This is a genomic window from Pseudomonas sp. SDO524_S393, from assembly GCF_054071875.1.
The window spans coordinates 1-23,293 of record NZ_JBSVVZ010000011.1; the positions used below are offsets into that span (position 1 = coordinate 1).

A 23,293-nucleotide genomic window follows, 5' to 3' on the forward strand; every position below is an offset into this window, starting at 1 on the left:
GCCCCCTGTGGGAGCTGTCGAGCCCCGGCGAGGCTGCGAAAGCGGTGGGTCAGGCCGCATTTATGTTAGCCGTGCCGCCGTCTTCGCAGGTCAAACCTACACAAGCTCATTCCCGCATCATCCTGCTTCGTCTTGAGGAGCGCATTCCCTGGCGAACACCACTCAAAGCGCCCGATCAAACAACGGTGCCACGTCGTACCGCTGCTTGAGCATCTGCGCATCCACCAAAAAGTCCGCCGTGGCCTGGGCTTCGCTGACGATTGTCGGCGAGATCGGCAGCACCTTGATCGCGTCGCGCTTGAACCACACTTTGGCAATTTCCGGGGCGGACTGGTTGGCCTTGGACCAGGCTTCGGCGTACTCATCGACGTGGCTGTTGCTCCACTCCCGAGCGCGGGTCAGGCGCGCGACGAAGTCTTTGATGATCGCGCCTTTCTGCGCCAGGGCCGGTTCGTACGCGACGATGTAGGTCGGCGCGCTCATCAAGCCTTTGGCGTTGCGGATCAGGGTGCTGCCTTCTTTTTCCTGCAACGACACGTAGGGTTCCCAGGTGCCGAAGGCGTCGATATCGCCCTGGCTCAGCGCCAGGCTGGCCTCGGCCGGCAACAGGTATTTGAAGTGCACGCTGTTGCGCGGGATGCCGGCCTCATCCAGTGCCTTGTACGCCAGTTGCTGGCTCCACGAACCGTTCCAGATCGCAACCGTCTTGCCTTTGAGGTCGGCCACCGAGTGGATGCCCTTGCGCGCCACGATGCCCACGCCATTCAGGCTGGTCTGGGTACTGGCTACCACTTTCACCGGCGCACCGTTGGCGGCCAGGCTGATCACCGGGGTATCGCCGACGATGCCCACGTCCAGCGCACCGCTGGCCACGGCAGCAGCCACCGGCGAGCCGGTATTGAAACGCTTGAAGTCGATCTTGTACGGCAGGTCTTTGAGTTCGCCGGAGAGCTCCAGCACGATGCGGTTGGAGAAGAACTGGTCCCCCACCGTGAGCGTGGGAGTTTCTGCAGCCAGGGCGGAAGGGCCCGACAGAGTCAAGGAAGCAAGGCCCAGCAAGCACAGCAGTGTTCGACGGTTGAGCATAAAAAAATCCCACAGGGTTGAAGGTCAGGTTCAACCATCCGTGGGCGTGCAGTCTGGTCGTTCGCCGTAGAAGCTATCGCAATAACAGGTCGGGGTTTAATACTGTTGCGCACTATCGATAGAACAGTCCCACAGGTCGCTAGCTATTTTTCGTATTAAAAACTTGGCGGGCACTGCGTTAGGGTGACGTCACCAGACCACTGGACCCCAGCACCTGAACCCTTTTCTGCAAGGTCCATTGCATGTCGATTCCCGCGTTGAATATCTGGGGCGCCCCGCCCACTGACCGCTACGAACAACTGGCTGCGCCGTTCCGACCACTGTTTGCGCAGATACTCGCACAAGCCGCCGAGGCGGATCAGACACGCGCCAGCCTGGCCGAAGTGATCCGGCAACTGAACGCCCTGGGCCTGCCGCGCTGGCGCCTGCCGCAGCGTTACGGCGGCCAGGACGCAACGCTGGTCGAGCTGTTCGCCCTGCTCACCGAGCTGTCGGCCGCCGACTCCAACATCACCCAGGCCCTGCGCGGGCACTTCGGTTTTTGTGAAGACGTGCTCAGCGCCAAGGACCTCGACTGGCGCGCCCGCTGGCTGGACCGACTCGGCCAGGGTGCCCTGCTCTCCCCCGGCAGCACCGAGGTGGGCAACCAGACCCGAGGCGATTTCGAAACCCGCCTGCACCGCGACGCCGAGGGCACCTTGCGCATCAGCGGCAGAAAGTTCTACACCACCGGCGCGCTTTACAGTGACCTGATCAACACCATCGCTACGGGCGAAGACGGCACGATCTACACGGTCGTGGTCGACCTCAAGGCCCCCGGCGTGCAGATCGTCGATGACTGGAATGGCTTCGGCCAGCGCCTCACCGCCAGCGGCACCTGCATCTTCGATAACGCCCCGGTGGACGACGACGTGCGGCCCACCCAGCAGCGCTTTGGCCATGGGCAATCGTTCTTCCAGCTCTACCACCTCAGCACCCTCGCCGGCATCGCCCGCCGCGCGGCACTGAGCGGCGCCGAAGAACTCAGCCAGCGCGCCCGCACCTTCACCACCGGCAACGCCGACACCGCCGCCCACGATGTGCAACTGCTGCAAGTCATCGGTGAAGTCGCCAGCCAGGCCTACGCCGCCCAGGCCATCGCCCAGCAAGCGGCGCAGCGCCTGGAACACACGGCGCAATACGTGATCGCCCATGGGCAACCGCTGCGCGACGATGATCCACAGGTGGCGCTGGCCGAACTCGAAGTGTGCCTGGCGGTGAACCCGGTGGTGGACGCCACCCTCGCCGCCACCACCGCGCTGTTCGACGCCCTGGGCGCCAGCGCCACCGCCAGCAACAAGGCGCTGGACCGGCTCTGGCGCAACGCGCGCACCCTGGCGAACCACAACCCGCGCGTGTACAAGTCGCGGATCGTGGGCAACTACCTGGTCAACGGGCTGTTGCCGCCGGCGCAGTGGCGGGTGGGCGTGGCGAAAACGTGAAGCATTGATCACCCAATCCAATCAAACCAGCCCGAAAACGGTCTAGAATCCAGCCTCCTCTGCCTCTGGACCGACTGCCATGCCGCGCCTCCTGCCCCTGTTTTTGCTGCTGTTACCGGGTCTGGCCTGCGCCTACCCGGCCCTGCAAGACACAACGCTGTACCGCGACACCGCCCACGATTGCCACGACGTCGACCTCGCCACCTGGCAGCATCCCACTCGCACGCTGCTGGAGAAAAAGGGCTTCCAGCTCGACCGCATCGAGTTGTGCAACGGCGGTCGCTATCCGATCTTCCACGGAGAGGCCCCCTACGACCCACGCGGTCAGACCAAGGAATTTTTCCTGCCGCTGTATGAGCAGATGCGCAAGGCCAACGGTAAATGGCCCTTCGCCCTGGTGGTGAGCAGCGACACGGTGGTGGTGTATGTCAGCTACCCCAAGGACGATGGCATCAGCCTGAACTATGAGGATTACGCGGCGCCATAAGCACCCGCTTCAATGCCCCGGATGTGACCTCGCGCGGCTATTCATTCCTCGAACTTAAAGGCATGATGCGCCGCTCACATCAAGGACGATAAACGTGAAAAAAGCCCTCGCCGCACTGCTGTTCGCTAGCCTGGCCCCCCCCGCTTTCGCCAACGACACACCCATCGGCTTCCAGACCGCACCGCTGCCCGACCCACAAAACGTCCGTCCATTGGAATTGAGCGTGTGGTACCCCGCCGCCACTTCCGCCGTGCCCGAGCTGATCGGAGACACCGTGGTGTTCGTCGGCGCCCCGGCGGTGCCCAACGCGCCACCGGCCAGTGGCGCCCACCCGCTGGTGGTGCTGTCCCATGGCTACGGCGGCAATTGGGGCAATCAGGTGTGGCTGGCCAGTGCCTTGGCGCATCAGGGCTACATCGTGGCGGCGGTCAACCATCCAGGCACCACCAGCCGCGACCGCAGCCCGCAGGCGGCAGCCCAGCTCTGGCAACGTCCCAAAGACCTGAGCCGCGCCATCGATGCGGTGCTCGCTGCGTCGAAGCGCTTTGGTGAAGTCGACAGACACCGCGTCGCTCTGGCAGGGCACTCCCTCGGCGGCTGGACCGTGCTGGAAAGCGCAGGGGCCCGTTTCGACCCCGACCTGTTCGCCAAGGACTGCAGCGCGCACTCGACGTTGTCCGGTTGCCGGGTGTACCAGCAGATGAACCCTGCCGGCACCCCCGCCGGCAAGGCCAAACTGGCCGCCGACCTGCGCGACCCGCGCGTCACCGCCGTGGTCTCACTGGACCTGGGCCTGTCGCGCGGCATGACCGACGCCAGCCTGGCGGCAATTGCGGTGCCGGTCTTGGTGATCGCCGCAGGTGCACCGTCGGAGGATCTGCCGGCAGCACTGGAGTCCGCCGACCTGGCCCGGCGGTTGCCCAAAGCCTCCACGCAATACGTCGAAATCAGTGATGCCAGCCATTTCAGCTTCATGGCCGTGTGCAAGCCCGGTGCGGTGGCGTTGATCGAAGAGAGCTCGCCGGGCGATGGCATGATTTGCGCGGACGGTGAAAGCGCCCGGCCACGGGCGGTGATCCAGCAACAGACGATCGCGCTGATCACCGGGTTCCTGACGGCTGCCAAGCACCCCTGAAACGGGCTCCTTCAAGCTGGTATCATGCGCCCACCAACCAGCCGGGTAGCCCCCATGAACCGCCGCAAAAAGATCAATCAGTTGCTCAAGGCCCATGCCAAGAAGGCCAGCGCCAAACTGGCCCCGCAGAAAAAGGACAAATACATCAGCAAGGCGGATCGCTTGAAGCTGGCGGAGCAAGCCGAACAGGCCCCCGCCACAGCCCCTGAGACCACCCTCTAAACGCTCAGGCGCACTGCCGAAGGCGTCCCCGTTTCGTACTTGCCCCACACCCGCCGCAAATGACGTGCCGAGCCGAAACCTGAACGCTCGGCCACACTCTCGATGTCCAGCGATGACGCCGCCAACAAATCCCGGGCCACGCTCAAGCGCAGCCGGTGCAGGTAGTCGAGCGGGCTGGTGCCGACATGTTCATGGAACAGCCGCGCCAGATGCCGGCTGCTGGTAAACGCAAGACCGGCCATGCGCGTGACGGTCCAGGGCTCACAAGGCGCCGCGGCGACAGCGTCCTGCACGCGGTGCACCGCCGGGTGCAAGTGATTGCGCCCTGTCATCCACGGCGACAGTTGCGGGTCGGCGCCGCTGCGCCGCATATACACCACCATATCCCGCGCCACCGCACTGGCCAGTCGTGGCCCGCACAGTTCGGCGACCAGGTGCAGCATCAGGTCGATGCCCGCCGTGACGCCAGCGCTGCAACTGACCGGGCCGTCCGTGACGTACAGGCGATTTTCCAGCACCCGGGCGCGGGGCGCCGTGGCTTGCAAGGTCGCGCACAGCGCGTGATGCGTGGTGCACAGGCGGTCATCCAGCAACCCGGCGCGGGCGGCGCTCAAGGCCGCCGCGCAAATGCACAGCAGCCGCTCGCCCGAGGGCTCGAACACCTTTTGCAGCCATTGCACCAGCGTATCGTCGGCGGCATCGAACGCCCGCCGTCGCGCCTTGGGCATTTGCGTCGTGGACCCCACCAGCACCACCAGCGTGCCCGGCACCAATGTTGACGGCAGCGGCGCCAGGCCGTTCAGCGGCAGACCGATGGAGGTCTGCAACGAGGCCACCGGGCTGACGTACTGCAAGTCGAACTCGACGGCAGCCGCGTCCTCGACCTGCGTGGCCAGGCGCAGCACTTCGGCGGGGCCGGCCAGGTCCAGCATCAGCACTTCCGGCAACAGCACGAACAGCACCGGACGTTTCACCCTTCAGTTCTCCAAGGCCTGGGCGACGGTGACGATGCGCGCAAAACGCCCTTCCAGCACCAGTTCGGTACGTTCGCGGATTTCCGCCGGGGTGTGAAGACGCCCCGTACGTGCATGGGTCATCGGAAAGGTCAGGGTCGCCTCACTGACAAAGTCCACGTTGAAGCCGCTGTCGAAAGCCTGCCGCGTGGTGGTTTCACAGCACTGTTCGGTGCGGATGCCGCTGATGATCAGCGACGCCACGCCCATCTCCCTCAGCCGTGCAGCCAGCGGCGTACCGGCGAAGGCGCTGTGATGATGCTTGTAAATGATCAGGTCGGGGTTGATCGACAATTCGCTCAATGCCCTGACGTTGCCCGATGCCATCGAAAAGTGCCCCTGGTCTTCCACGTGGAAAACTTGTACCACCGCGATGCCTTGTTGAACACACCCGTCGATAAGGGCCTGTTGTTTTTCCAGGTACTCGGGCAGGTCAGTTTCGGACCAATAGGTGGAATGGCGAAACGAGTGCTGGGCATCGATGACGAGAAGGGCTTTGCGGCTCATGATGGGTCCTTTCTGGCTTGCATGACGGTGAGTGATGCAAGCCATGCTAGGCATCCTGCCAGTTGGGCAACAGGCAGGTGCCGGACCGCTTCAGGACGTATTCGGACATCCGTGTTGCAGGGCGAGCTTATTTGGCGAACAGCTGGCTCATGTCCTTGAACGCCTTGAATTCCAGGGCGTTGCCGCAGGGGTCGAACAGGAACATGGTGGCCTGCTCGCCGACCTGGCCCTGGAAGCGAATGTAGGGTTCGATCACGAAGCGCGTCTCGCGGGCGCGCAGACGGTCCGCCAAGGCTTCCCATTGCGCCCACTGCAAGATGACACCGAAATGCGGCACCGGCACAGCATGGCCGTCCACCGGGTTGGAATGCACCGATGCCTGGGAGTCGGTCTTGGGGTGTTCGTGGATCACCAACTGGTGGCCGTAAAAGTCGAAGTCGACCCACTGCGCGCTGGAGCGGCCTTCCGAGAGGCCGAACACGTCACCGTAGAAGTGGCGAGCGGCGGCGAGGTCATACACGGGAATTGCGAGGTGAAAGGGCGAAAGGCTCACGGCGGTTTACCTGTGGTTTCTGATGATTAGAGCCTGATTCTTCACCAGAAACATCGGCGGATAAAGCGCATATCCTGTGCCCTGAGCGTCGATTTTTTCGATGCTCGCGGTTTACTCCGCCGCCTTCAGCGCCCCGACCAGGCAGCCGCGAAACAGCGCGAAGAGCGGCGAATGGCGCTGGCTGTACTTGGTCAGCAGTACGATTTCGCGAAAGAACGTGAGTTTGTCCAGGTGCACCACGCGCACGTCGCTGCCGTGTTCCAGCCACAATCCCGCCAGGGGCACCAGGGACACCCCAAGGCCGCTGCGCACCATCTTGACGATGGCGTCCAGTTCGTCGAGTTCCAGCGCCTGCCGCGGCTGGAGCTTGTGCGCCTTGAGAAACTGCGTGACCTGACGCCCGCCGAACGAAACACGGTCGTAACGCACGAACGGCTGCTCGCGCAGGATCTGCAAGGGGTCATCGCCCGCCACGTCCTTCGCGGTGATCAGCACAAACGGCTCACGGGCGATCACTTCGAGGTTGAGGTCCTTGGGCAGGTTGAACGGCGGGTTGATCAGGATCGCCAGGTCCAGCTCACCCGCATCGATCTGGCTGAGCAGGTTGAGCGACACCCCGGGCACCAGGCTCACCTCGATCGACGGGGCCTGGCGTTTGAGCGCCACCAGGGCGCTCGGCAGGATGCCGGTCTGCACGCTGCCGATGGCGCCGATGCGCAGCGCCCCGTGGAAGTCGTTGGCGCTGTCGGGCGCGCCCATGCGCGAGAAAATATCGAGGATCTCCTCCGCCAGCGGCACCGCGCGCTGCCCTGCCGAATTGAGCGTGGCGGAGCGGCCGGTGCGGTCGAACAACTTCACCCCCAGCGCCTCTTCCAAGTGCTTGATCTGCGAGCTGACCGCCGATTGCGTCAAGCCCACTTGCTGCCCGGCGGCAGCAAAAGTGCCCCGTCGCGCGGCGCAGACGAAGGTTCTGAGTTCTCGAATCATCCGGATCCCCTATGGGTCAGGCCTGGACCAGCAGCGCATGCTTGAGCACCGACTCGGTGGTGGTCTGGTAATGCCGGGTCAGCAGCGCGCAGGCGGTGTCGATGTCCTTGGCCAGGGCGGCGTCCATCAACTGCCGGTGTTCATGGGGGACATTGCGCGTGGTGCTGTCTTCGTAGTGCAGCGACAGGAATCGATAGCGTGCGGTTTGGTCGCGCAAGGCTGCACACAGGCGCAGGAGCGTGGGCGACGGGCAACTGGAAATCAGCGCCTGGTGAAACACCTCGTGGGCACTTTCCCATTCCGGTGTAAGCATGCGATCAGGGCCTTCGACCATGGCCAGGCGATCGAGCCGGTGGTGCGCGGCCAGCACACGGCTTTCCCACTCCACATCGCCCTGACGGATCGAATCGGCCAATGCTTTGCACTCCACATGCAGGCGGACCGCCGTGATGTCGGCAATTTCCGCTGCGGAAATTCGCCCGACGCTGAACCCCTTCTGATCCGCCGCCGCGACAAAACCGCTGGTGGCGAGGCGCGACAGCGCTTCGCGCAGGGGAATCACACCGACCTCATAGCGCTCGGCCAACTCCTTGAGCCGCAGGCGCGCACCCGGGGCCAGTTGGCCATTGATGATGTCCTGGCGAACACGGGCTTCGAGCTGGGAAGCCATCGTGCGTTTTTCAGCGGGTTCGGCAGAGGGTCCGTCGATCACGGTCGAGTCCTTTTTACACAAGCATGGACGAATCATACACAGACTGGAAAATCTATTGAATTTGAAAAAATATATATTTTTTAGTTGACCATATATTTTTTGCGTTTTAGCTTTGGCCCCACACCGCCTCACCTCTTCTACCCAACGAGAGAAATCGCCATGCGCTACGTTCGCTTCCTCCATCAAGGCCAGCCTACCCTGGGTGTCGTCACCGCCGACGGCGTGCGGGTTCTGGGCAATGAATCGCTTGAATCGCTGCTGGCACGCGGCGTCGACCTGCAAACCCACGGCGCCGAGGCCAACGGCGCGCTGGTCGAGATCGCCGAGGACGCTTACCTGCCACTGATGGCGCGCCCGCCCAAGATCATCTGCGTGGGCCTGAACTACGCCGATCACACCAAAGAGGCGAAGTACGAACAGCCCAGCTACCCCACGGTATTCCCCCGCTGGAGCTCCAGCCTGACGGCGCACAACCGACCGCTGGTTCGCCCACGCGCGTCCGACACCCTCGACTACGAAGGTGAAATGGCGGTGGTGCTCAAGCGGGGCGGTCGCTACATACGCAAAGAAGATGCGCTGGACCACGTTGCCGGCTATGCGCTGTTCAACGAAGGTTCGGTGCGTGAATACCAGTTCCTCACGCCGCAGTGGACGGTTGGCAAGAACTTCGATGACACCGGCGCCTTCGGCCCGCATCTGGTGACGGCGGATGAGTTGCCGCCGGGAGGCAAGGGGTTGCTGCTGGAGACCCGCGTCAATGGCCAGGTGGTGCAATCGGCCAACACGCGCGACATGCTGTTCGACGTGGCGACCATTATTTCGACGCTCAGCGAGGCGCTGACACTGGAAGCCGGCGACGTAATCGTCAGCGGCACGCCGGCCGGGGTCATTCTGGGCAAGACGCCCCAGGTGTACCTGAAGGCGGGTGATGTGGTCGAAGTGTCCATCGAGGGCATCGGCACACTGGTCAACCCGGTGGTCGACGAAGCCTGACAGGCCCGCCGCCCTCGCCTGCGCTGGCCGCAGGCGAGGGTCAGGCACGCACTCAGCAACCGCTCAGTGCGACCTGCGGTTTCTCGCCCGCGAAGAAGAACGGTCGCAGGCGCACACCTACGCTGTTGCCGATGAACGCCGCCACCAGCCACACCCAACCGTGCAGGCTGCCCGAGGCGATGCCACTGAAATACGCACCGATGTTGCAGCCGTAGGCCAGACGCGAACCGTAACCCAGCAGCAGGCCACCGATCACGGCAGCCACCAGCGAGCGCGCGGGGATCTTCAGACTCGGTGCAAAACGCCCGGCCAGGCCGGCGGCCAGCAACGCACCGAGAATGATGCCCACGTCCATCACGCTGGTGATGTCTTGCCACACCGGCGCAGCCAGCGCCTTGGCATTCGCCGGCATTTGCCAGAACGCCCAGCTGGCCACATCCACCCCCAACCCGCTCGCCACTTTGGCGCCCCACAGCGCGAACGCGGAGGTGATGCCCCATGGCCGTCCGGCCAGGGCCAGGGTGGCGTAGTTCAGCAGTGCCAGACCCACCGCGCCCCACACCAACGGCCAGGGCCCGCGCAGAAAACGGCGCAGCCCGGTGTGCTCGCTGGTCACGCCCGCTTCAAGTTGGCCATGCCGGGCCTTTTCCAGGTGCACGGTCACCAGGGCGATGATCGCGAAGGCCACCAGGCTCAGGCCCAGAGCGGGCCCCACGCCGAAACTCTTGACGATGGACACCGCCGGGAACGATGGCAGCGCAAACCACCAGTCCACGTGATGGGTGGCGATCAGCGAACCGCAGATAAAGAAGAACAGCGTCACCAGCATGCGCGCGTTACCGCCGCCGACGGTGAAGAGCGTACCCGACGCACAGCCGCCGCCCAGTTGCATGCCGATGCCGAAGATAAACGCGCCGAACACCACCGACACGCCGGCGGGCGCCACCAACCCGACCACCGGTTGCCCGAACAGAGTGCCTGCGCCCAGCGCCGGGAAAAACAACAGCACCGCCACCGCCAGCATCACCATCTGCGCGCGCAGGCCGGCGCCCCGCCGCTCATTGATAAATACCCGCCAGGCCGAAGTGAAGCCGAAGGCCGCGTGGTACAGCGTCAGCCCCAGCGCTGCGCCGACCACCAGCAGCAACACCTGTTGCGGACCCACGCTGTTCTGCAGGAACAGGGCGCCCAGCACCAGAATGATAAAGGCCGCCAGCGGCGCGACGGGCTTGCGCGCGGGGGCAAGAGGAAGGGAGGTGCTCATGGGGTATCTCGGTTGCATGAAGAGGGACGCGAGTATAAACCCCATGACAAGGGTTTGCTGGCGGGCGAGCCGCTCGATCAGCTCCGCCCCACCGACCCCGACACCGGCAGATTGCCCAGCAGCTTGAGCCCGGTGGTCTTCACGAAGGTGTCGTAGTCCATCGGTTTTTCGATGCGGGTTTCAGCGTTGGGCAGCACGTAGGCCCAGGCGCGTTTGGACGAAGCATCGTAGACCAGCTTGAACAGGCGGGTCGGCACCCAGACCTTGTTGTCGCCAATGGTGCCGTAGCCCGGGTCGAACAGCGGGCCGGTGAACACATACACATCGCCGCCGGCACGGACCGCGAACTTGCGCACGTCCGCCTCGACCTTGCTCCAGATCTTGCGATTGTTGGTGGGGTCCTGCGGCACCATGTTCGACAGCGCAAACGACTGTGCCATGGCATTGGCATTCGGCGCGTCGGCCGCCGGCGATTGATGGCCACGGTCCATGGCCGGGTGCTGGCCGCGGTAATCGCTCAGCTCTGCACGGCCCGCCTTGGGAATGCGCGGGTCCGGATAGAACTGGTTGGTGCGTTCCTCGCCCTTGGCGTCACGCAACTGCGCGGCGTTCAACCGCTCGACCACCACCAGTGGGGTCTTGCTGGTTTGCGAATAGAGCACGGCAAAGTGGTCGGAACACAACGCCAAAGGCTTCAGGGTGGCCGGGACCGTCGCCGTGTTGATCGGCCGGGCGCCCGGGAACAGGTCGGCGCAGCTGTCGAACGACAGTTGTTTTTCCTGGCTGGAATACAGGTCCGGCAAGCTGCGGGCACTGGCCCCGGCCGAGAGCAACACAAGGGCCGACAGCCCGATTGCGATTTTGCGTAGGTACATGCAGGAATTCTTCGAAGGAAAAGAGTGACGACAGGCTCCGGCTGACGGAGCCAAGTGAATGATATTGCGGGAATTATTGACCGTCACTCGTCAGATTAGTGCCCGACTGCCGTAGGTTTTCCCGCCGCCCGCGCGCCGGGTTTGAAACCATGGGCATGGGCGCTCCAGGCGATCACGAACGACACGCCGATCAGCAGCACCATCGCCCACGGAAACGCAGCGACACCCCAGGTCTGCAACAGCACACCCCCCACCACACCGCTGCCGGCAATCGCACTGTTCCACGCCACCACATTCAACGACAGCGCCACATCCGCGCCCTCGCCCGCCGCGTCGGCCAATGCGGTTTGCAGCAAGGTCGCCGCGCCACCGAAGCTCAAGCCCCACACCGCCACGCCGAGGTAGACCACCTGGGGCACCTCACCCAGCAGACCGAACGCCACGCTGATCGCGGCAAAGGCCACCAGGCTCGCCAATACCGTGTTGCGCAACATCGGCTCGACCAGCCGGGCGGTCAGCCAGATCCCGGCCAACGCCGCCACGCCGAATACCAGCAGCACCGCATCCACACGGTCGCCCAACCCGGCCGGTGCCACGAACGGTGCGATATAGGTGTACAGAATGTTGTGCGCCAGCATCCAGCTGATCACCACCGCCAGCACCGGACGCACGCCCGGCGTGGTCAACACCTTGCCCAGGGACAAACGCTGGTGCGCCGCCTGGGGCGGGTAGTCCGGGACTTTCACCAACACCCACACCACCAGCAGCAGGGTCAGTGCCGACATCAGGCCGAACGTCGTGCGCCAGCCCACCAGCCCGCCCAGCCAGGTACCCAGCGGCACCCCCAGCGACAGCGCAATCGGCGTACCGACCATCGCCAGCGCCAGGGCCTTGCCCTGCTGATGGGGCGCGACCATGCGCCGGGCATAACCGGCCAGCAGGCTCCAGGCTAGCCCTGCCGCCACGCCGGCGAAAAAGCGCGCCACCAGGGTCACGCCGTAATGGGACGACAGCGCCGTGATCGAGTTGAACAGCAGAAACCCGACGATGGTCAGCAACAGCACATTGCGCCGACGCCAGCCCCGGGTGGCGATGGTCATGGGGATCACCGCCAGCACCGACCCCAATGCATAAGCGGTGACCATCTGCCCGGCCATCGACGGCGAAATATCGAGACCGGCGCTGATCAACGGCAACAGGCCGGCCGGCAGGGTTTCGGTGACGATGCAGATGAAACCGGTCATGGCCAAGGCGAGCAAAGCGCCGATGGGCAGGCGGTCGGAAGCAGCGGACAAACTGAGTGAAGGGGTCACGGGAGGCTCCTTGAAGGGACTTAAATACTGATCGATACAAATGTTGCAGGTCGCCGCACCTCGTTGTCAACGACTTATGTATCGACTAGTATCTATCTCGTTTCCCCACCGGAGTCCTTCCCATGGCACAAATGGGCCGCCCTCGCAGATTCGACCGTGAACAAGCCGTTGAACAAGCCATGCACCTGTTCTGGCAACACGGCTACGACGCCACGTCCCTCGCCCAACTCAAGGCCGGACTGGGTGGCGGGATCTCCGCGCCGAGCTTTTACGCAGCGTTCGGTTCCAAAGAGGCACTGTTCGACGAATGCGTGCAGCGTTATCTCGCGACCTACGCCCAGGTCACCGAATGCCTGTGGGACGAAACCCTGTTGCCGCGCCAGGCGGTCGAAACCGCGTTGCGCCAGTCGGCGCGCATGCAATGCGAAGACGGCCACCCCAAAGGCTGCATGGTGGCGCTCGGCGTGATGAGCGCACCCAGCCCGGAAAATGCGCGGGTAGCGGATGCCTTGACCCAGTCGCGGCTACGCACCCGGGCCGGGATCGTCGCCTGCATCGAACGCGCCGTGCATACCGGTCAACTGCCGACGCATACCCACGCAGAAACCCTGGCAGCGGTGTTCGACAGTTTCCTGCAAGGGGTTTCGATCCTGGCACGGGACCACGTGCCTTACGCCGTGATCGATGGCGCGATCAGCCAGCTCTTGCTGACGTGGGATCTTGCCGCGTCGCTCACGCCGCCCACTCGTCCCGGCACGCCATCAGGAAATCCACGAACGCCCGCACCCGATGCGGCACATAACGCCCGTGGGGATATAACAGGGTAAACGGCCGCGAACGCCCGCCAAATGGCTGCAACACCGGCACCAGGCTGCCGTCGGCCAATTCCTGCTCGACAATGAACTTGTAGGTCTGGAACAAGCCCGCACCGTGCCTGGCCAGGGTCACGCCACCCAACACGTCGTCGGCACAACTGTACCCCGCCTCCCCGGCAAACTCCCGCGCCTGGCCGTCCACCTGGAACAGCCAGGGAATACGCCGGCCATTGCTGGGCAATTCGTACTGGATGCATTCATGGGCAGCCAAGTCGTCCAGGCTCTGCGGTATGCCGGCGCGTTGCAGGTAGGCCGGCGTGGCGACCACCACCAGTTCGGCGTCTTCCAGCAGGCGCGCGATCAGCGAGGAATCCGGCTGGGCGCGCACGCGGATGGCCAAGTCGTAGCCTTCGGCGACGAAGTCGATATTGCGGTTGCTGATATGGATATCCACGCTGACTTGCGGGTACAGCGCACGGAACCTGGGCAGCAGCGGTAACAGCCGATAGTGCGCGTAGGTGGTGGGAATACTGATGCGCAGCAGGCCGGACGGCACCGATTGGGCGCCCATCACCTCCTGTTGGGCCTCCACCAGTTGGGTCAGCGCCTGACGGCATTGCTCGAAAAATGTCCTGCCGCTGTCGGTCAGGCGGATGCTGCGGGTGGTGCGCACAAACAGACGCGAACCCAAGCGCTCTTCCAGGCGCGAGACGCTGCGGCTCACCGCTGCCGGCGTCACCCCGGCGGTCTGGGCAGCGGCGGTGAAACTGCTGGCTTCGGCGGCCAGGCAGAACAACTCGATGCTGCCCAGCTGCAAATCTTCAAAATGGCGCTTCATGGGATGACACCGCGTATCGACACACAGGGAATGCCCCCCTGTTTATCAGTACTCGGCGCTCAAATACAGCGTTGCATCATCGCCAGCTCCGCCAGCAGCGCTTCGCTCAAGGCCTCGGGTGTACCGCTGAACAACACGTGCAGCGGATCGCGGGTTTCCAGGTGGCGGTACAAGCCGCTGCGCGCGGCATAGTCGCCGGCCAGGCGCACCGCCGCCTCCACGTACTGCTCATGGGTGCGGGCGATGGTCCAGTCCGGCAGGCCAACGCGGCGGAACAGTCCTTCGTCGATGTGCTCGAACACCTGCGGACCGGTCTTGCACACACCCGGCAGCCCCACGGTGAAAGCGTCGATGATGCCGTTGGTGTTGCCGAACGGAAACGGGCTGAGGAACAGGTCGCAGCGGTTCAGCGTGGCCATGTAATCGGCATACGGCTGATGGGGATATACCGTCGCATCGCCCACGTAGCGTTCGACCAGGCGTACCAATTGCGGAAACAACAGACCCTGGGCCTGCCCTACCAAAAAGTGAAACCGCACGCGCTTGCCGTGGCGGTGCAACGTCCGCACGGCAATCGCCTGGCAGGCACGCAAAAAGGTGGGGTTGAGTTTCATGGTGGTGGCAGCCACCGCGACATTGACCCAAGGGCCGTCTTCGCGGCTCAACCGGGGCAACTCGACGGGAATCGCCGAGGGCCGGTAAGGCTGACCATTGGCCGGCAACTGCAACAGACGTTCGGAAAAGCAGTCGGGGTCGCCGACAAAATCCTCTTCGACGCTGACGCAATCGATATGCCGTGAGGCCGTCGTCGCCGGGTGCCCCAGCGCGGCCACCTGCAGCGGTGCAAAGCGCAGGTTGCTGGCAAACATCGTGATCTGAAACATGCCGACGCTGGGCATGTAGAACACCTCGGGGCGCCGCGCACTCGCCAGCGCGGTGAGCTGGCGCAGGCTGGCGAACAGGTCGTCGGGCTCGGCCAGCTCGATGAACTCATCGAACACTTCACGGCCCAGGGCATCCACATTGGCGCCGTAACCCACCGCCACCACCTGAAAGTCCCGCCGCGCCGCCTGCAACGTCAGCGAGTGGGTGCGATAGATCGAGTGCCCGCCGGAAAACCATTCCAGCAACACCAGCATCAACGGCTTTTGCCCGGCGGCGCGTGCCGGCACCACCGTCGGCGGCACGCTCTGGATGCCCACACTGGCCAGCTTGCGTTCGATCAGCGTATTGATCGACGCCTTGATACGGTGCCGCTCCGGCAGATCGGCATAGCTGCAATGCATGTACACGTCGTGCAGCACGTTCAGCGGCAGCGCGTCCAGGCTGTCCAGTTGTTCCAGGCGTCCGGGCAGCCAGGCCAGCAAGGTTTCGCGCTTGGAGTGCGCAGCGGGTGTACCGAGAAAACGCGGCGACATCAGCGCCATGAACAGCGCCGCCGCCAGGGTCGGGTTTTGTTCCCACAGCAGGTCCACGTCCAGCGGCAGCTGGGATTCGGGAGAGTACAGCAGGCAGAATTTCACCAGGTCCTGTTCGGCAAGGCGGTAGCCGCTGCCGTCCGCGCCAAGCAGGTTGAGCGAGCGCAAAATGTGGTCGCAGTTGATGAACGCACTGGCGGCGAACAGCGAGGACAACCAGCGTTGCAGGTTGATCAACTGGCCGAACCCGCCGGGGCTGATGCTGAAACCCGGGTCGGAAAACAACGCGGTGATCGCGCAGGTCACACGGGTCAACACGTGACTTTCCAGCTCGCCCGGGGTGATCGCCGGCGACACGCTCAAGGAAAACTGTTCGGACAATTTGCCGTAATTGCGGTCGATCAGTTGCAACAGGCGCAACAACTCTCGAGCGCCGCCCTCGTGGTTGCGGGTGTAGCACAGGTACTCGAACGCTTCGAGGGAAAACACCGGCTCACTCATCGCGACGCTCCCTGGGCGACGTCGATACTCACTTGATCGAGGGTGCCGCCCAGCGGCGTGAGGCGGTAGTCGCCCAGCAACGGCTGGCGCCAGGTATCCCCGACCATCTGGCTCTGATGGTATTGGCGTGTCGGCTCGGAGGCGCTATCGAGCAGGCTGTTGTGGATCAGCCCACCCCGGTCGATCAACACCGCGCCGCTGCCCGTGGCGGTGATCGCGGCAGTGCCGTTGCTCTGGTTAATGAAATTGCCGGAAGGCGTGTCCAGGTCCAGGCGCAGTGTGCCGTCGGCCACTTGCAGGGTGTTGGTGCCGTTGTCGAAGCTCAACGCCGCCCCGCTGCCACTGCGGGCGGTGACGGTCAGGTTGCCGCTGCCGCCGGTCATCACGTTGTTGAATCCCCGGGCGTTGGTGGCGTTGAACGACAACCCCGCTCCGGAACCCTGGGCCGTGCCCTGCAAGCGAATATCGCCGCTGCCGGACAGGATATTCACACCGTTGCCCGCCCCCGACGCACCGCTGCGAATGGCTAGGCCCGGCGCGCTCGACGCCGGCCCCGAGGTGCCGCTCAGCGACAGGTTGCCGTCCTGGGTGGTGAGGTTGATCACCGACGCGGTACCGGTGGAGTTGACCACCGTGCCGGAGTCACCGGCGCTGCGACCGTCGATGACCATATCGCCACCGGCCCCCGCATTCAGGGTGACCGCGCCCGTGGTGGACGCCGCGAGGAACACGCCCCGCCCCGAATTGGCGGTGCCCTGCACGGTAAGGGTGCCGCTGCCCACGCTCAGGGTTTGCGCCGAAGTGGCGGCGGTCGAACACACCAGCACGCCGCTGCCCGACACCGCACTGCCGCGCAAGGTGACATTGCCACTGCCGCTGGCGGCGATGGTGTTGCTGGTGCTGAAGATCCGCGTGCCGTTGCCGCTGCCCAGGTTGGTGCTGTCCACGGTGATGGAGCCCACGCCCGTCGTAAGCAGGTTGCTGCCGCCGGTGAGGACGAAGGCATCGCCGGTGCCGGTGGTACTCGCCTGCACGGCGGTGATGCTGATGTTGCCGCCGCCGGCATTCAAGGTGCTGCTGCTGATGTTGATCGCCGTGGCCGTGGACCCGGCGGCCAGGCTCGCCGAGGTCGCGCCCCGCAAGGTGATATCGCCGCCGCTGGTGCTGATGCGCGTGTTGTTGGTCATCGAGATGCCCACACCATTGCTGACGTTGGTGCTGGCCCAGGAGGTCGCCGGGTTCACCGCGCCGCTGATGGTCAGGTTGCCGCCGTTGGTGCTGATGCTCGCGTTGCTCAGGGCCACGGAACCGTTGCCGCTGTTGTTGAAGTTGGACACCAGCGACACGTTCAGCGTCTTGCCGGTGCCATTGCTGATGCTGGTGTTGGTCATCACGATATTGCGGTGCGCCTGCAGGGTCAGGGTCGCGTTGCCCACGCCCTTGACGTTGGACAGCACGTTGATATCCCCCGAGGTGCCGGCGCCCGACGAGGTGGTCACCAGGATATTCGCGCCTTCGGACAACGACGCATTGAGCGTCGCCGAACTCAGGTTGGAACTGGCACCGGCGTTCGGCGTGAACGGCGAATTGGTGGACGTGCCGGTGCTGGCGGTGTTGGTGATGTTGATATTGAACGGGTCGATCAACCAGGAACCGCCCTGCCCTGACACCGCGCCGAGATCGACGATACCCGCCACATCCAGCGCATGCCCGGAGGTTTCCACCAGGCCGCCACGGCCCTGGGCGCCGGCACCGCGCACGCTGATGCCGCCATAGAACTGCGTGCTGTCTTTGGACCAGAGGATGACCTTGCCGCCGTCGCCGCTGCTCAGGGCATTCGCGCTGATGCGCGCATCGCTGCCCATGAACGTGCTGTCGGCCTGGTGCAGGTTGCCGCTGCCCTGGTAATCGCCGCCCATCAACACCGTGCCACCGCCCAAGTCGCCGTCGGCATCGATGCGGCCATTGTCGAACAGGCCGACGTACTGCCCGGTCATGGTGACGTTGCCGCCGCGCTCGCCGCTGTGCTTGCCCGACACATCCAGCACGCCGCTGTTGACCACCACGCCGCTGTCGCCGCCATCGAGGATGATGCGGCCATTGCGCTGTTGCAGGCTGCGGGCCTCGATCACGCCCTCGTTGTTCACCACGTTGCTGAGCATGGCCTGGGAGTCGCGGGCGGTCATGGTCACCGCGCCGCCATTGGCACTGAGCAGTCCACGGTTGATCACGCTGGCGCCGATGGCCGGGTCGTTGACCTCGACATTGATCAGGCCGTCGCCGGTGAAATCGAGGGTAATTTTTTCACCGCCGCCGAGCACCACCGAACCCAACCGTGCGACCACCGTGCCTTCGTTGCGCACCTGGCCGCCGAGCAGCGCGACACTGCCGCCGTCCCGCGCGCTGATCGTGCCCTGGTTGACCACCGCACCGCCGCCCTGCCCGGCGAACACGTTCTTGCCGGCCATGAAATCACTGTTGGAAATGTTCAGCGAACTGGCCACCAGCCCGCCCACATCCACCATGGAACCTGCGCCGAACAACACGCCCTGGGGGTTGATCAGGAACACCTGACCATTGGCGTTCAAGTGCCCGAGGATCTGCGAGCCGTCGCTGCCGGTCACCCGGTTGAGGGCCACCGACGAAGCGCCGGGTTGCAGGAAATTCACCTGGGCGCCGCTGCCGATATTGAACGTGTCCCAGGTGGCGATCAGGCGATCGCTGCCCTGGTTCACCGTCAGCACATTGCCGTTGCTGCTGATGGTGCCGCTGCCGGCGATCACCTGGCCGTTGGTGGGCAACGCGTTGCTGTCCAGGGCCTGCGCGGGCATGGGCGCGAGGCCGTACAGGGCGCAGAGCACAGCAAAACTCAAGGGTTTGAGCACAGGCAAGGCGGGCTTGGATTGGGGTTTGCTCATGGCCTGCTCCTCAGAACGAATAGTTGATGCCAGTGCCGATGGCACTGATGGTGGTACCCGCGCCCGGCGAATAGCCGGAGGCCGCAAACACGCCGGTCAGGGCGAAGTTGTAGTTGGCCAGGGACTGGTTTTTCAACAGGACATACTGGGTGAACAGGTCAATGTTGCGCGTGAGCTTGTAGTTGGCGCCGACGGCGTACTGGGTGGCGCCCATGCCGTGGGTGTCACAGTCGACTTCGGTGGCGCGGATCATTTCGCACTTGCCCGGCAACGCCTTGCCGTACGACGCCTTCAGGGTCAGCGCGCCGATCTTGTGGGAGGCGCCCAGCAGGTAGGCGCGGCGCCGGTACTTGGACAGGTCGCTGGTGGTCGTGCTGTTGTTGATCACGCCGTCCTCCGAGTACGACAGGTCATCGGCGATCACCGACAGCTTGGTCGCGCCAAAATCATAGGCCAGGCCGTAGCGCAGGCTGAAGTCATCGGACGAAGTGCCGGCGGTGACGTGGGTGCTGCTGCCCAGGCCACGCGCGTTGCGGCCCAGGTCGGCAATGCCGAAGTAGTTGATATGCCGCTCGGTGGCGAACACCGCCATGAAGCCGCCATTGTTATAGACCAGGCTGCTGCCGTAGACGTAGCCCTTGTCCACATCACTGGCGGCGCTCATGCCGTTGTTCGAATAGGCCAGCTTGAGTTGCAGGCCGTTCCATTCCGGCGTCCAGTATTCCACCACGCCGGCCTGGCGCCGGTTGAACGCGGCATCGCCGTTGACCGCCGTGTCGTTGTAGCTTTGCGGGCCGTTGACGTTGGTGGACAAGCCGGCGCTGAAGCCCGGTGAACCAATGATGTTGAAGTACGCGGCGCTGGTCTTGCCGTTGAACGGGTCCAGCGGTGTGGTGGACTCTTTCATGGGCATGTCCCACACGCCGTACAGCAGCGTGCCGTAGTCACCGTGGTTGAACGCCGCACCCGTGTTGCGCAGCTTGGTGCTGGGGGACGCGGACTTGACCACCGAATCGTCCTTGCCATCGGTGTAGTTCATGGAGATGCCGTATTCCAGCTGCCACAGCAGTTTCCAGTCATCGGCCAGCGGGTAACCGCCGTGCACGCCGATGGCGGAGACGTTGTCACGGGCCCGCCAGAAGCTCGCCATGTTGCGCCCGCTCGGGGTGGCCAGGCGGCTTTGATCGGCGGGTGACGCCGGGGTGGCGCCATGCCGGTCGACATACTCGGGCACGATGCCCACCGAACCGTAGATCACCGTGTCGGTTTCGGGCACTTCGAAGTCTTCGCCCTTGGAACCCAGGTCGCTGGCCAACCCGGCAAACGCCTGGGGCGAACCGGAGATCGAGAACCACAGGCGCTTGGCGGCGCGGTCGTCGCTGGTCGGACTCTCGCCCGGGGAAAACGCCAGGCTGGCGTTCATCACCAGGTCACGGTGGTAGAGGTTCAGGCCCACGCCATAGCCATAGCGCGTGAGGGTGTTTTCGCTGTTGTCCCAGGGATTCTTGTTGACCGTGACCTTGCCGGCATCGGCGAACAGCGTGCCTTCGGCAATCGCCCCGGAGAAACGTCCCAGGTACTTGCGCAGTTCCAGGCGGCCCAGCACGCCTTCGTCACCGGCCACTTCGCCCACCGGATAGGCACGTACCCCATTGGGGCCGCCGAGGCTGAGTTTTTCCGAGGAGTCGAGGTTCTTGTCGGCCCATTGCCCGGTCAACGACCCGAACAACGAGAAGCCGCCGCCCAGGTATTGCAGGCGGCTGAAACTGGCGTTGGCTTTCTTGTAGCGCCCGGCCGCGTCGGCGGTCAGTGCGTCCAGCGCGGCATCGGCGGGGGTTTTCTTGTCCAGGTCGCCGATGCCGTACGACAGGCTCCAGGCGTTGCTGCCCTGCCAGTCATCGCGCCAGTTGCCGTACAGCGTGGCGCTGCGGAACACCGCCGATTTATTCACGGTGAAACCGCCGGCCGAGTCTTCGAAACGCCGGTGGTCCTCGGCCAGGTTGAGGCTGATGTTGCTGTCCCGCGAGCGCAGCAGCGCACTGTTGATGAATACCGAGGACACCTCGGCGGTGCCGCTGGCATCCAGGCCCTTGAGGTTCTTGCCGATGCTGTAATCGAGCTCGGCATAGTTGGCGCCCACGGAGATACCGGTGGCGCCCAGCGGTTGCTGGTAGCCGACGCCCTTGATGTCCAGGCCCTCGAACGAGTTCTGCGAAGTGGCGGTAAAGCTTTCACCGAACCCCAGCGCATCGTTGAGGCTGATGTTGGAGGTGAGGCGGTTGGAGCCGGTGTAATAGTTGCCGTAGTTGTCGATGGCGGCACGGGCGGTCCAGGCCGTCATTTCACTGAGCTTGAGCACGATGTCGGCGGCGCCGGGCTGTTTGGACGGCCGCAGGATGGCGTGCACCGACACCCCGGTGATGTCCGACAGGCGCAGCAGCACGCGCTCCAGATCCTGCTCGCGGATGATCGTGCCCGACGGCAAGGCGTTGACGAATTGCTGCTGCACGCCGGGACGCAGGCGCACGTTGGAATCCGGCACGGCACTGACCTGGCCGATGATGCCTTCGGACACCGCAACGGTGACCTGACCGTTCTGAATGTCCTGGGCCGGCAGATAGGCCCGAGCCACCAGATAACCCCGCGCGCGGTACAACGCGGTGACTTGCGCCGCGGCTTCGCGCAGGCCGTCCAGGCCGAGGGTCTTGCCCACGTAAGGCTGCAGGGCCGACTGGATCGGGGTGTCGCCCAGCTCGCGATTGCCTTTGACCACGAAGCGCTTGACCTGCAATTGCAGGGTCGAGCCGCTGGGCTTGGCCACGGGTTCATCGCTGGGGCTGTCGATGCGCACGCTGCCGGGCGGTGCCGGCTGCACGTTGTCCGTGGGGCGCAACACCGAGCGGCTGTTGTCGAACAGCGTGCCGGACGACGGCAAGGTATCGGCCTGGGCATGGGCAGCGATCAGGGCGGTGGCCAGCAGCGTCAACGCGCCTGGCCCCCAGGCGCGCGGCGCCCGGGTGGAGGGAAAGTGAATGCTCATACAGTTCTCTTATTGTTTTTATCGAGACGCAGTGTTGGGCGAGTAGCGCTATCGAAACTTAGGGGAAGAGCATCCGTGCAACGTTCTTGTCCCCGAGCAGTCGTGCCGCGTTATGGCCGATGCCCGGGAGGGTGTGTTGGGGATGACTCATGGGGATTTGCCATTGGGTCGACAGAAAGCGCTCGTAGCTCACATAGTTGAGCTGGCGCTCCAGGCGTGTCGCGCCCTGGTAATTGGCCCCGCAGGAAGTGTCGAGCACGCGGCTGGTGGGATTGTTGTCCTGGGCACCGACCAGGTAGGTCACGTCCCGCATGGCATAGCGGGAAAACAACTGACGGTCGTTCAAGTGCTGGTTGAGCAAGTACGCCGGCGCACCGTCGACGCCATAGCGGTAGCGGCTGTAACTGGGGCACATCACCGTGACCACCGGCTTAAACACGCCGTCCTGCAGGCGGTTCTCTTCGAAATACACGTAGCTCGACGGGCTGGCGATCACATACCGAATGCTCAGCCCGTGGGCCTTGAGGCCGCCGTCGAGGTCATTCATGACCGCGTAGCGCTGCATCAACTGCGCGCCCGCCGAGTGGCTGACCATCACGATTTCCTTCAGCGCCGGGTAGCGCTGGCGGTCGGACAGGTAACTGACCACATCGTCCAGCACCTGGAACGCCGGGATACCCTTGTGGCCGAACTGGGATTCGATGCCATGCATCCATTTGTCACGACGCCACAGCGGCATGTCATTGCTGACGCCGGAATCCTGCGGGGTGAGGAAGTTGGGGGCCAGCAACAAGGTGGTGGCGCTTTTAAGGTGGGCGTTGCCGAGCAGCGTGCGACCGGTCTTGAAGTACTGGTCGGCGTCGCGTTGCACGCCGTGCACGATGATCACCGCGCGTTCGAGGGTGCGGGGCGGGTTGTAGAGATCGGCGTTGGCGTAGACCAGGAACGGATACGCCCCGGCATCATGGCCCAGGCGCAGCACCTGGCGAGCTTCATCTTCGTGCTTGTCGGCGGCGTCGCCGTGCACGTCGACCTTGGCACAACTGGTCAGCGCGCCCATCAGGGCAAGGGACCCCAAGACGGTGGCGAACGTTTTGGCAGGTTTCATGGAGGTGGGCAGGCGTATGAACATGAC

The 23,293-nt window shown here is 64.3% G+C and carries 20 protein-coding genes; 6 read left to right on the forward strand and 14 right to left on the reverse strand.

The window, feature by feature from the left end; translation table 11 throughout:
* Positions 1-162 precede the first annotated feature (162 nt).
* Positions 163-1,086 carry an ABC transporter substrate-binding protein gene (locus tag ACW9IB_RS07210; protein ID WP_457412957.1) on the reverse strand — a complete coding sequence of 308 codons (924 nt, stop codon included), beginning with the start codon at positions 1,084-1,086 and terminating at the stop codon, positions 163-165.
* A 242-nt stretch (positions 1,087-1,328) separates the two neighbouring features.
* On the opposite strand from ACW9IB_RS07210, the gene ACW9IB_RS07215 reads away from it, so the two are divergent.
* The 4 genes from ACW9IB_RS07215 to ACW9IB_RS07230 all read left to right on the forward strand — a co-directional run bounded on the left by ACW9IB_RS07215 (position 1,329) and on the right by ACW9IB_RS07230 (position 4,411).
* Positions 1,329-2,567 (forward strand): acyl-CoA dehydrogenase family protein, encoded by a 1,239-nt coding sequence (locus tag ACW9IB_RS07215; protein WP_457412958.1) that lies wholly within the window; start codon positions 1,329-1,331, stop codon positions 2,565-2,567.
* A 79-nt stretch (positions 2,568-2,646) separates the two neighbouring features.
* The gene (locus ACW9IB_RS07220) at positions 2,647-3,054 is read left to right on the forward strand and encodes a hypothetical protein (RefSeq protein ID WP_457412959.1); all 408 of its coding nucleotides are present in this window, start codon (positions 2,647-2,649) and stop codon (positions 3,052-3,054) included.
* Positions 3,055-3,148: 94 nt separating this feature from the next.
* Entirely contained in the window at positions 3,149-4,189 is a 1,041-nt protein-coding gene (locus tag ACW9IB_RS07225) for an alpha/beta hydrolase family protein (RefSeq protein ID WP_457412960.1), read from the forward strand.
* Between the two features lie 54 nt (positions 4,190-4,243).
* The gene (locus ACW9IB_RS07230) at positions 4,244-4,411 is read left to right on the forward strand and encodes a DUF2986 domain-containing protein (RefSeq protein ID WP_457412961.1); all 168 of its coding nucleotides are present in this window, start codon (positions 4,244-4,246) and stop codon (positions 4,409-4,411) included.
* Here the strand turns inward: ACW9IB_RS07230 and ACW9IB_RS07235 are convergent.
* From ACW9IB_RS07235 to ACW9IB_RS07255, 5 genes are all read right to left on the reverse strand, one after another.
* Positions 4,408-5,385 (reverse strand): GlxA family transcriptional regulator, encoded by a 978-nt coding sequence (locus tag ACW9IB_RS07235; protein WP_457412962.1) that lies wholly within the window; start codon positions 5,383-5,385, stop codon positions 4,408-4,410. The two genes, ACW9IB_RS07230 and ACW9IB_RS07235, sit on opposite strands and share 4 nt — an antisense overlap.
* A gap of 3 nt (positions 5,386-5,388) precedes the next feature.
* Positions 5,389-5,931 (reverse strand): cysteine hydrolase family protein, encoded by a 543-nt coding sequence (locus tag ACW9IB_RS07240; RefSeq protein WP_457365961.1) that lies wholly within the window; start codon positions 5,929-5,931, stop codon positions 5,389-5,391.
* Between the two features lie 127 nt (positions 5,932-6,058).
* Positions 6,059-6,484: a VOC family protein gene (locus ACW9IB_RS07245; RefSeq protein WP_457412963.1), complete on the reverse strand. Its 426-nt coding sequence runs from the start codon at positions 6,482-6,484 to the stop codon at positions 6,059-6,061.
* Between the two features lie 111 nt (positions 6,485-6,595).
* Entirely contained in the window at positions 6,596-7,471 is an 876-nt protein-coding gene (locus ACW9IB_RS07250) for a LysR family transcriptional regulator (protein WP_457412964.1), read from the reverse strand.
* 16 nt (positions 7,472-7,487) lie between these two features.
* A complete protein-coding gene (locus ACW9IB_RS07255; RefSeq protein WP_457365964.1) occupies positions 7,488-8,183 on the reverse strand; it encodes a GntR family transcriptional regulator in 696 nt (231 codons plus the stop codon).
* 159 nt (positions 8,184-8,342) lie between these two features.
* On the opposite strand from ACW9IB_RS07255, the gene ACW9IB_RS07260 reads away from it, so the two are divergent.
* Entirely contained in the window at positions 8,343-9,176 is an 834-nt protein-coding gene (locus tag ACW9IB_RS07260) for a fumarylacetoacetate hydrolase family protein (protein WP_457412965.1), read from the forward strand.
* Between the two features lie 52 nt (positions 9,177-9,228).
* Here ACW9IB_RS07260 and ACW9IB_RS07265 read toward each other — a convergent pair whose 3' ends face one another.
* From ACW9IB_RS07265 to ACW9IB_RS07275, 3 genes are all read right to left on the reverse strand, one after another.
* On the reverse strand, positions 9,229-10,440 hold the full coding sequence (locus ACW9IB_RS07265) for a YeeE/YedE family protein (RefSeq protein ID WP_457365966.1): 1,212 nt from the start codon (positions 10,438-10,440) through the stop codon (positions 9,229-9,231).
* Between the two features lie 77 nt (positions 10,441-10,517).
* The gene (locus ACW9IB_RS07270; RefSeq protein WP_457412966.1) at positions 10,518-11,315 is read right to left on the reverse strand and encodes a DNA/RNA non-specific endonuclease; all 798 of its coding nucleotides are present in this window, start codon (positions 11,313-11,315) and stop codon (positions 10,518-10,520) included.
* A gap of 95 nt (positions 11,316-11,410) precedes the next feature.
* Complete coding sequence (locus ACW9IB_RS07275) at positions 11,411-12,628, reverse strand: MFS transporter (RefSeq protein WP_457412968.1); 1,218 nt, start codon at positions 12,626-12,628, stop codon at positions 11,411-11,413.
* A gap of 122 nt (positions 12,629-12,750) precedes the next feature.
* Between ACW9IB_RS07275 and ACW9IB_RS07280 the strand changes: the two genes are divergently transcribed.
* Entirely contained in the window at positions 12,751-13,455 is a 705-nt protein-coding gene (locus ACW9IB_RS07280; protein WP_457412969.1) for a TetR/AcrR family transcriptional regulator, read from the forward strand.
* On the opposite strand, the gene ACW9IB_RS07285 is transcribed toward ACW9IB_RS07280, so the two are convergent.
* The 5 genes from ACW9IB_RS07285 to ACW9IB_RS07305 are packed head-to-tail and all read right to left on the reverse strand — an operon-like array spanning position 13,361 to position 23,290.
* Positions 13,361-14,281 carry a LysR substrate-binding domain-containing protein gene (locus ACW9IB_RS07285; protein ID WP_457365970.1) on the reverse strand — a complete coding sequence of 307 codons (921 nt, stop codon included), beginning with the start codon at positions 14,279-14,281 and terminating at the stop codon, positions 13,361-13,363. The two genes, ACW9IB_RS07280 and ACW9IB_RS07285, sit on opposite strands and share 95 nt — an antisense overlap.
* 59 nt (positions 14,282-14,340) lie before the next feature.
* The gene (locus tag ACW9IB_RS07290) at positions 14,341-16,200 is read right to left on the reverse strand and encodes a peptide transporter (RefSeq protein ID WP_457412970.1); all 1,860 of its coding nucleotides are present in this window, start codon (positions 16,198-16,200) and stop codon (positions 14,341-14,343) included.
* Positions 16,197-19,118, reverse strand: a complete 2,922-nt coding sequence (locus tag ACW9IB_RS07295; RefSeq protein WP_457412972.1) for a beta strand repeat-containing protein — start codon at positions 19,116-19,118, stop codon at positions 16,197-16,199. The genes ACW9IB_RS07290 and ACW9IB_RS07295 overlap by 4 nt, the downstream gene beginning before the upstream one ends.
* Positions 19,119-19,128: 10 nt before the next feature.
* Complete coding sequence (locus ACW9IB_RS07300) at positions 19,129-22,158, reverse strand: porin (protein WP_457412973.1); 3,030 nt, start codon at positions 22,156-22,158, stop codon at positions 19,129-19,131.
* Between the two features lie 58 nt (positions 22,159-22,216).
* Positions 22,217-23,290, reverse strand: a complete 1,074-nt coding sequence (locus tag ACW9IB_RS07305; protein ID WP_457365974.1) for a hypothetical protein — start codon at positions 23,288-23,290, stop codon at positions 22,217-22,219.
* Positions 23,291-23,293 lie beyond the last annotated feature (3 nt).

Excerpts from the sequence above, each read along its gene's own strand:
- ACW9IB_RS07210 (WP_457412957.1), bottom strand. The coding sequence starts at position 1,086 with ATGCTCAACCGTCGAACACTGCTGTGCTTGCTGGGCCTTGCTTCCTTG.
- ACW9IB_RS07215 (WP_457412958.1), top strand. The coding sequence starts at position 1,329 with ATGTCGATTCCCGCGTTGAATATCTGGGGCGCCCCGCCCACTGACCGC.
- ACW9IB_RS07220 (WP_457412959.1), top strand. The coding sequence starts at position 2,647 with ATGCCGCGCCTCCTGCCCCTGTTTTTGCTGCTGTTACCGGGTCTGGCC.
- ACW9IB_RS07230 (WP_457412961.1), top strand. The coding sequence starts at position 4,244 with ATGAACCGCCGCAAAAAGATCAATCAGTTGCTCAAGGCCCATGCCAAG.
- ACW9IB_RS07240 (WP_457365961.1), bottom strand. The coding sequence starts at position 5,931 with ATGAGCCGCAAAGCCCTTCTCGTCATCGATGCCCAGCACTCGTTTCGC.
- ACW9IB_RS07250 (WP_457412964.1), bottom strand. The coding sequence starts at position 7,471 with ATGATTCGAGAACTCAGAACCTTCGTCTGCGCCGCGCGACGGGGCACT.
- ACW9IB_RS07260 (WP_457412965.1), top strand. The coding sequence starts at position 8,343 with ATGCGCTACGTTCGCTTCCTCCATCAAGGCCAGCCTACCCTGGGTGTC.
- ACW9IB_RS07265 (WP_457365966.1), bottom strand. The coding sequence starts at position 10,440 with ATGAGCACCTCCCTTCCTCTTGCCCCCGCGCGCAAGCCCGTCGCGCCG.
- ACW9IB_RS07270 (WP_457412966.1), bottom strand. The coding sequence starts at position 11,315 with ATGTACCTACGCAAAATCGCAATCGGGCTGTCGGCCCTTGTGTTGCTC.
- ACW9IB_RS07280 (WP_457412969.1), top strand. The coding sequence starts at position 12,751 with ATGGCACAAATGGGCCGCCCTCGCAGATTCGACCGTGAACAAGCCGTT.
- ACW9IB_RS07285 (WP_457365970.1), bottom strand. The coding sequence starts at position 14,281 with ATGAAGCGCCATTTTGAAGATTTGCAGCTGGGCAGCATCGAGTTGTTC.
- ACW9IB_RS07290 (WP_457412970.1), bottom strand. The coding sequence starts at position 16,200 with ATGAGTGAGCCGGTGTTTTCCCTCGAAGCGTTCGAGTACCTGTGCTAC.
- ACW9IB_RS07295 (WP_457412972.1), bottom strand. The coding sequence starts at position 19,118 with ATGAGCAAACCCCAATCCAAGCCCGCCTTGCCTGTGCTCAAACCCTTG.
- ACW9IB_RS07300 (WP_457412973.1), bottom strand. The coding sequence starts at position 22,158 with ATGAGCATTCACTTTCCCTCCACCCGGGCGCCGCGCGCCTGGGGGCCA.
- ACW9IB_RS07305 (WP_457365974.1), bottom strand. The coding sequence starts at position 23,290 with ATGTTCATACGCCTGCCCACCTCCATGAAACCTGCCAAAACGTTCGCC.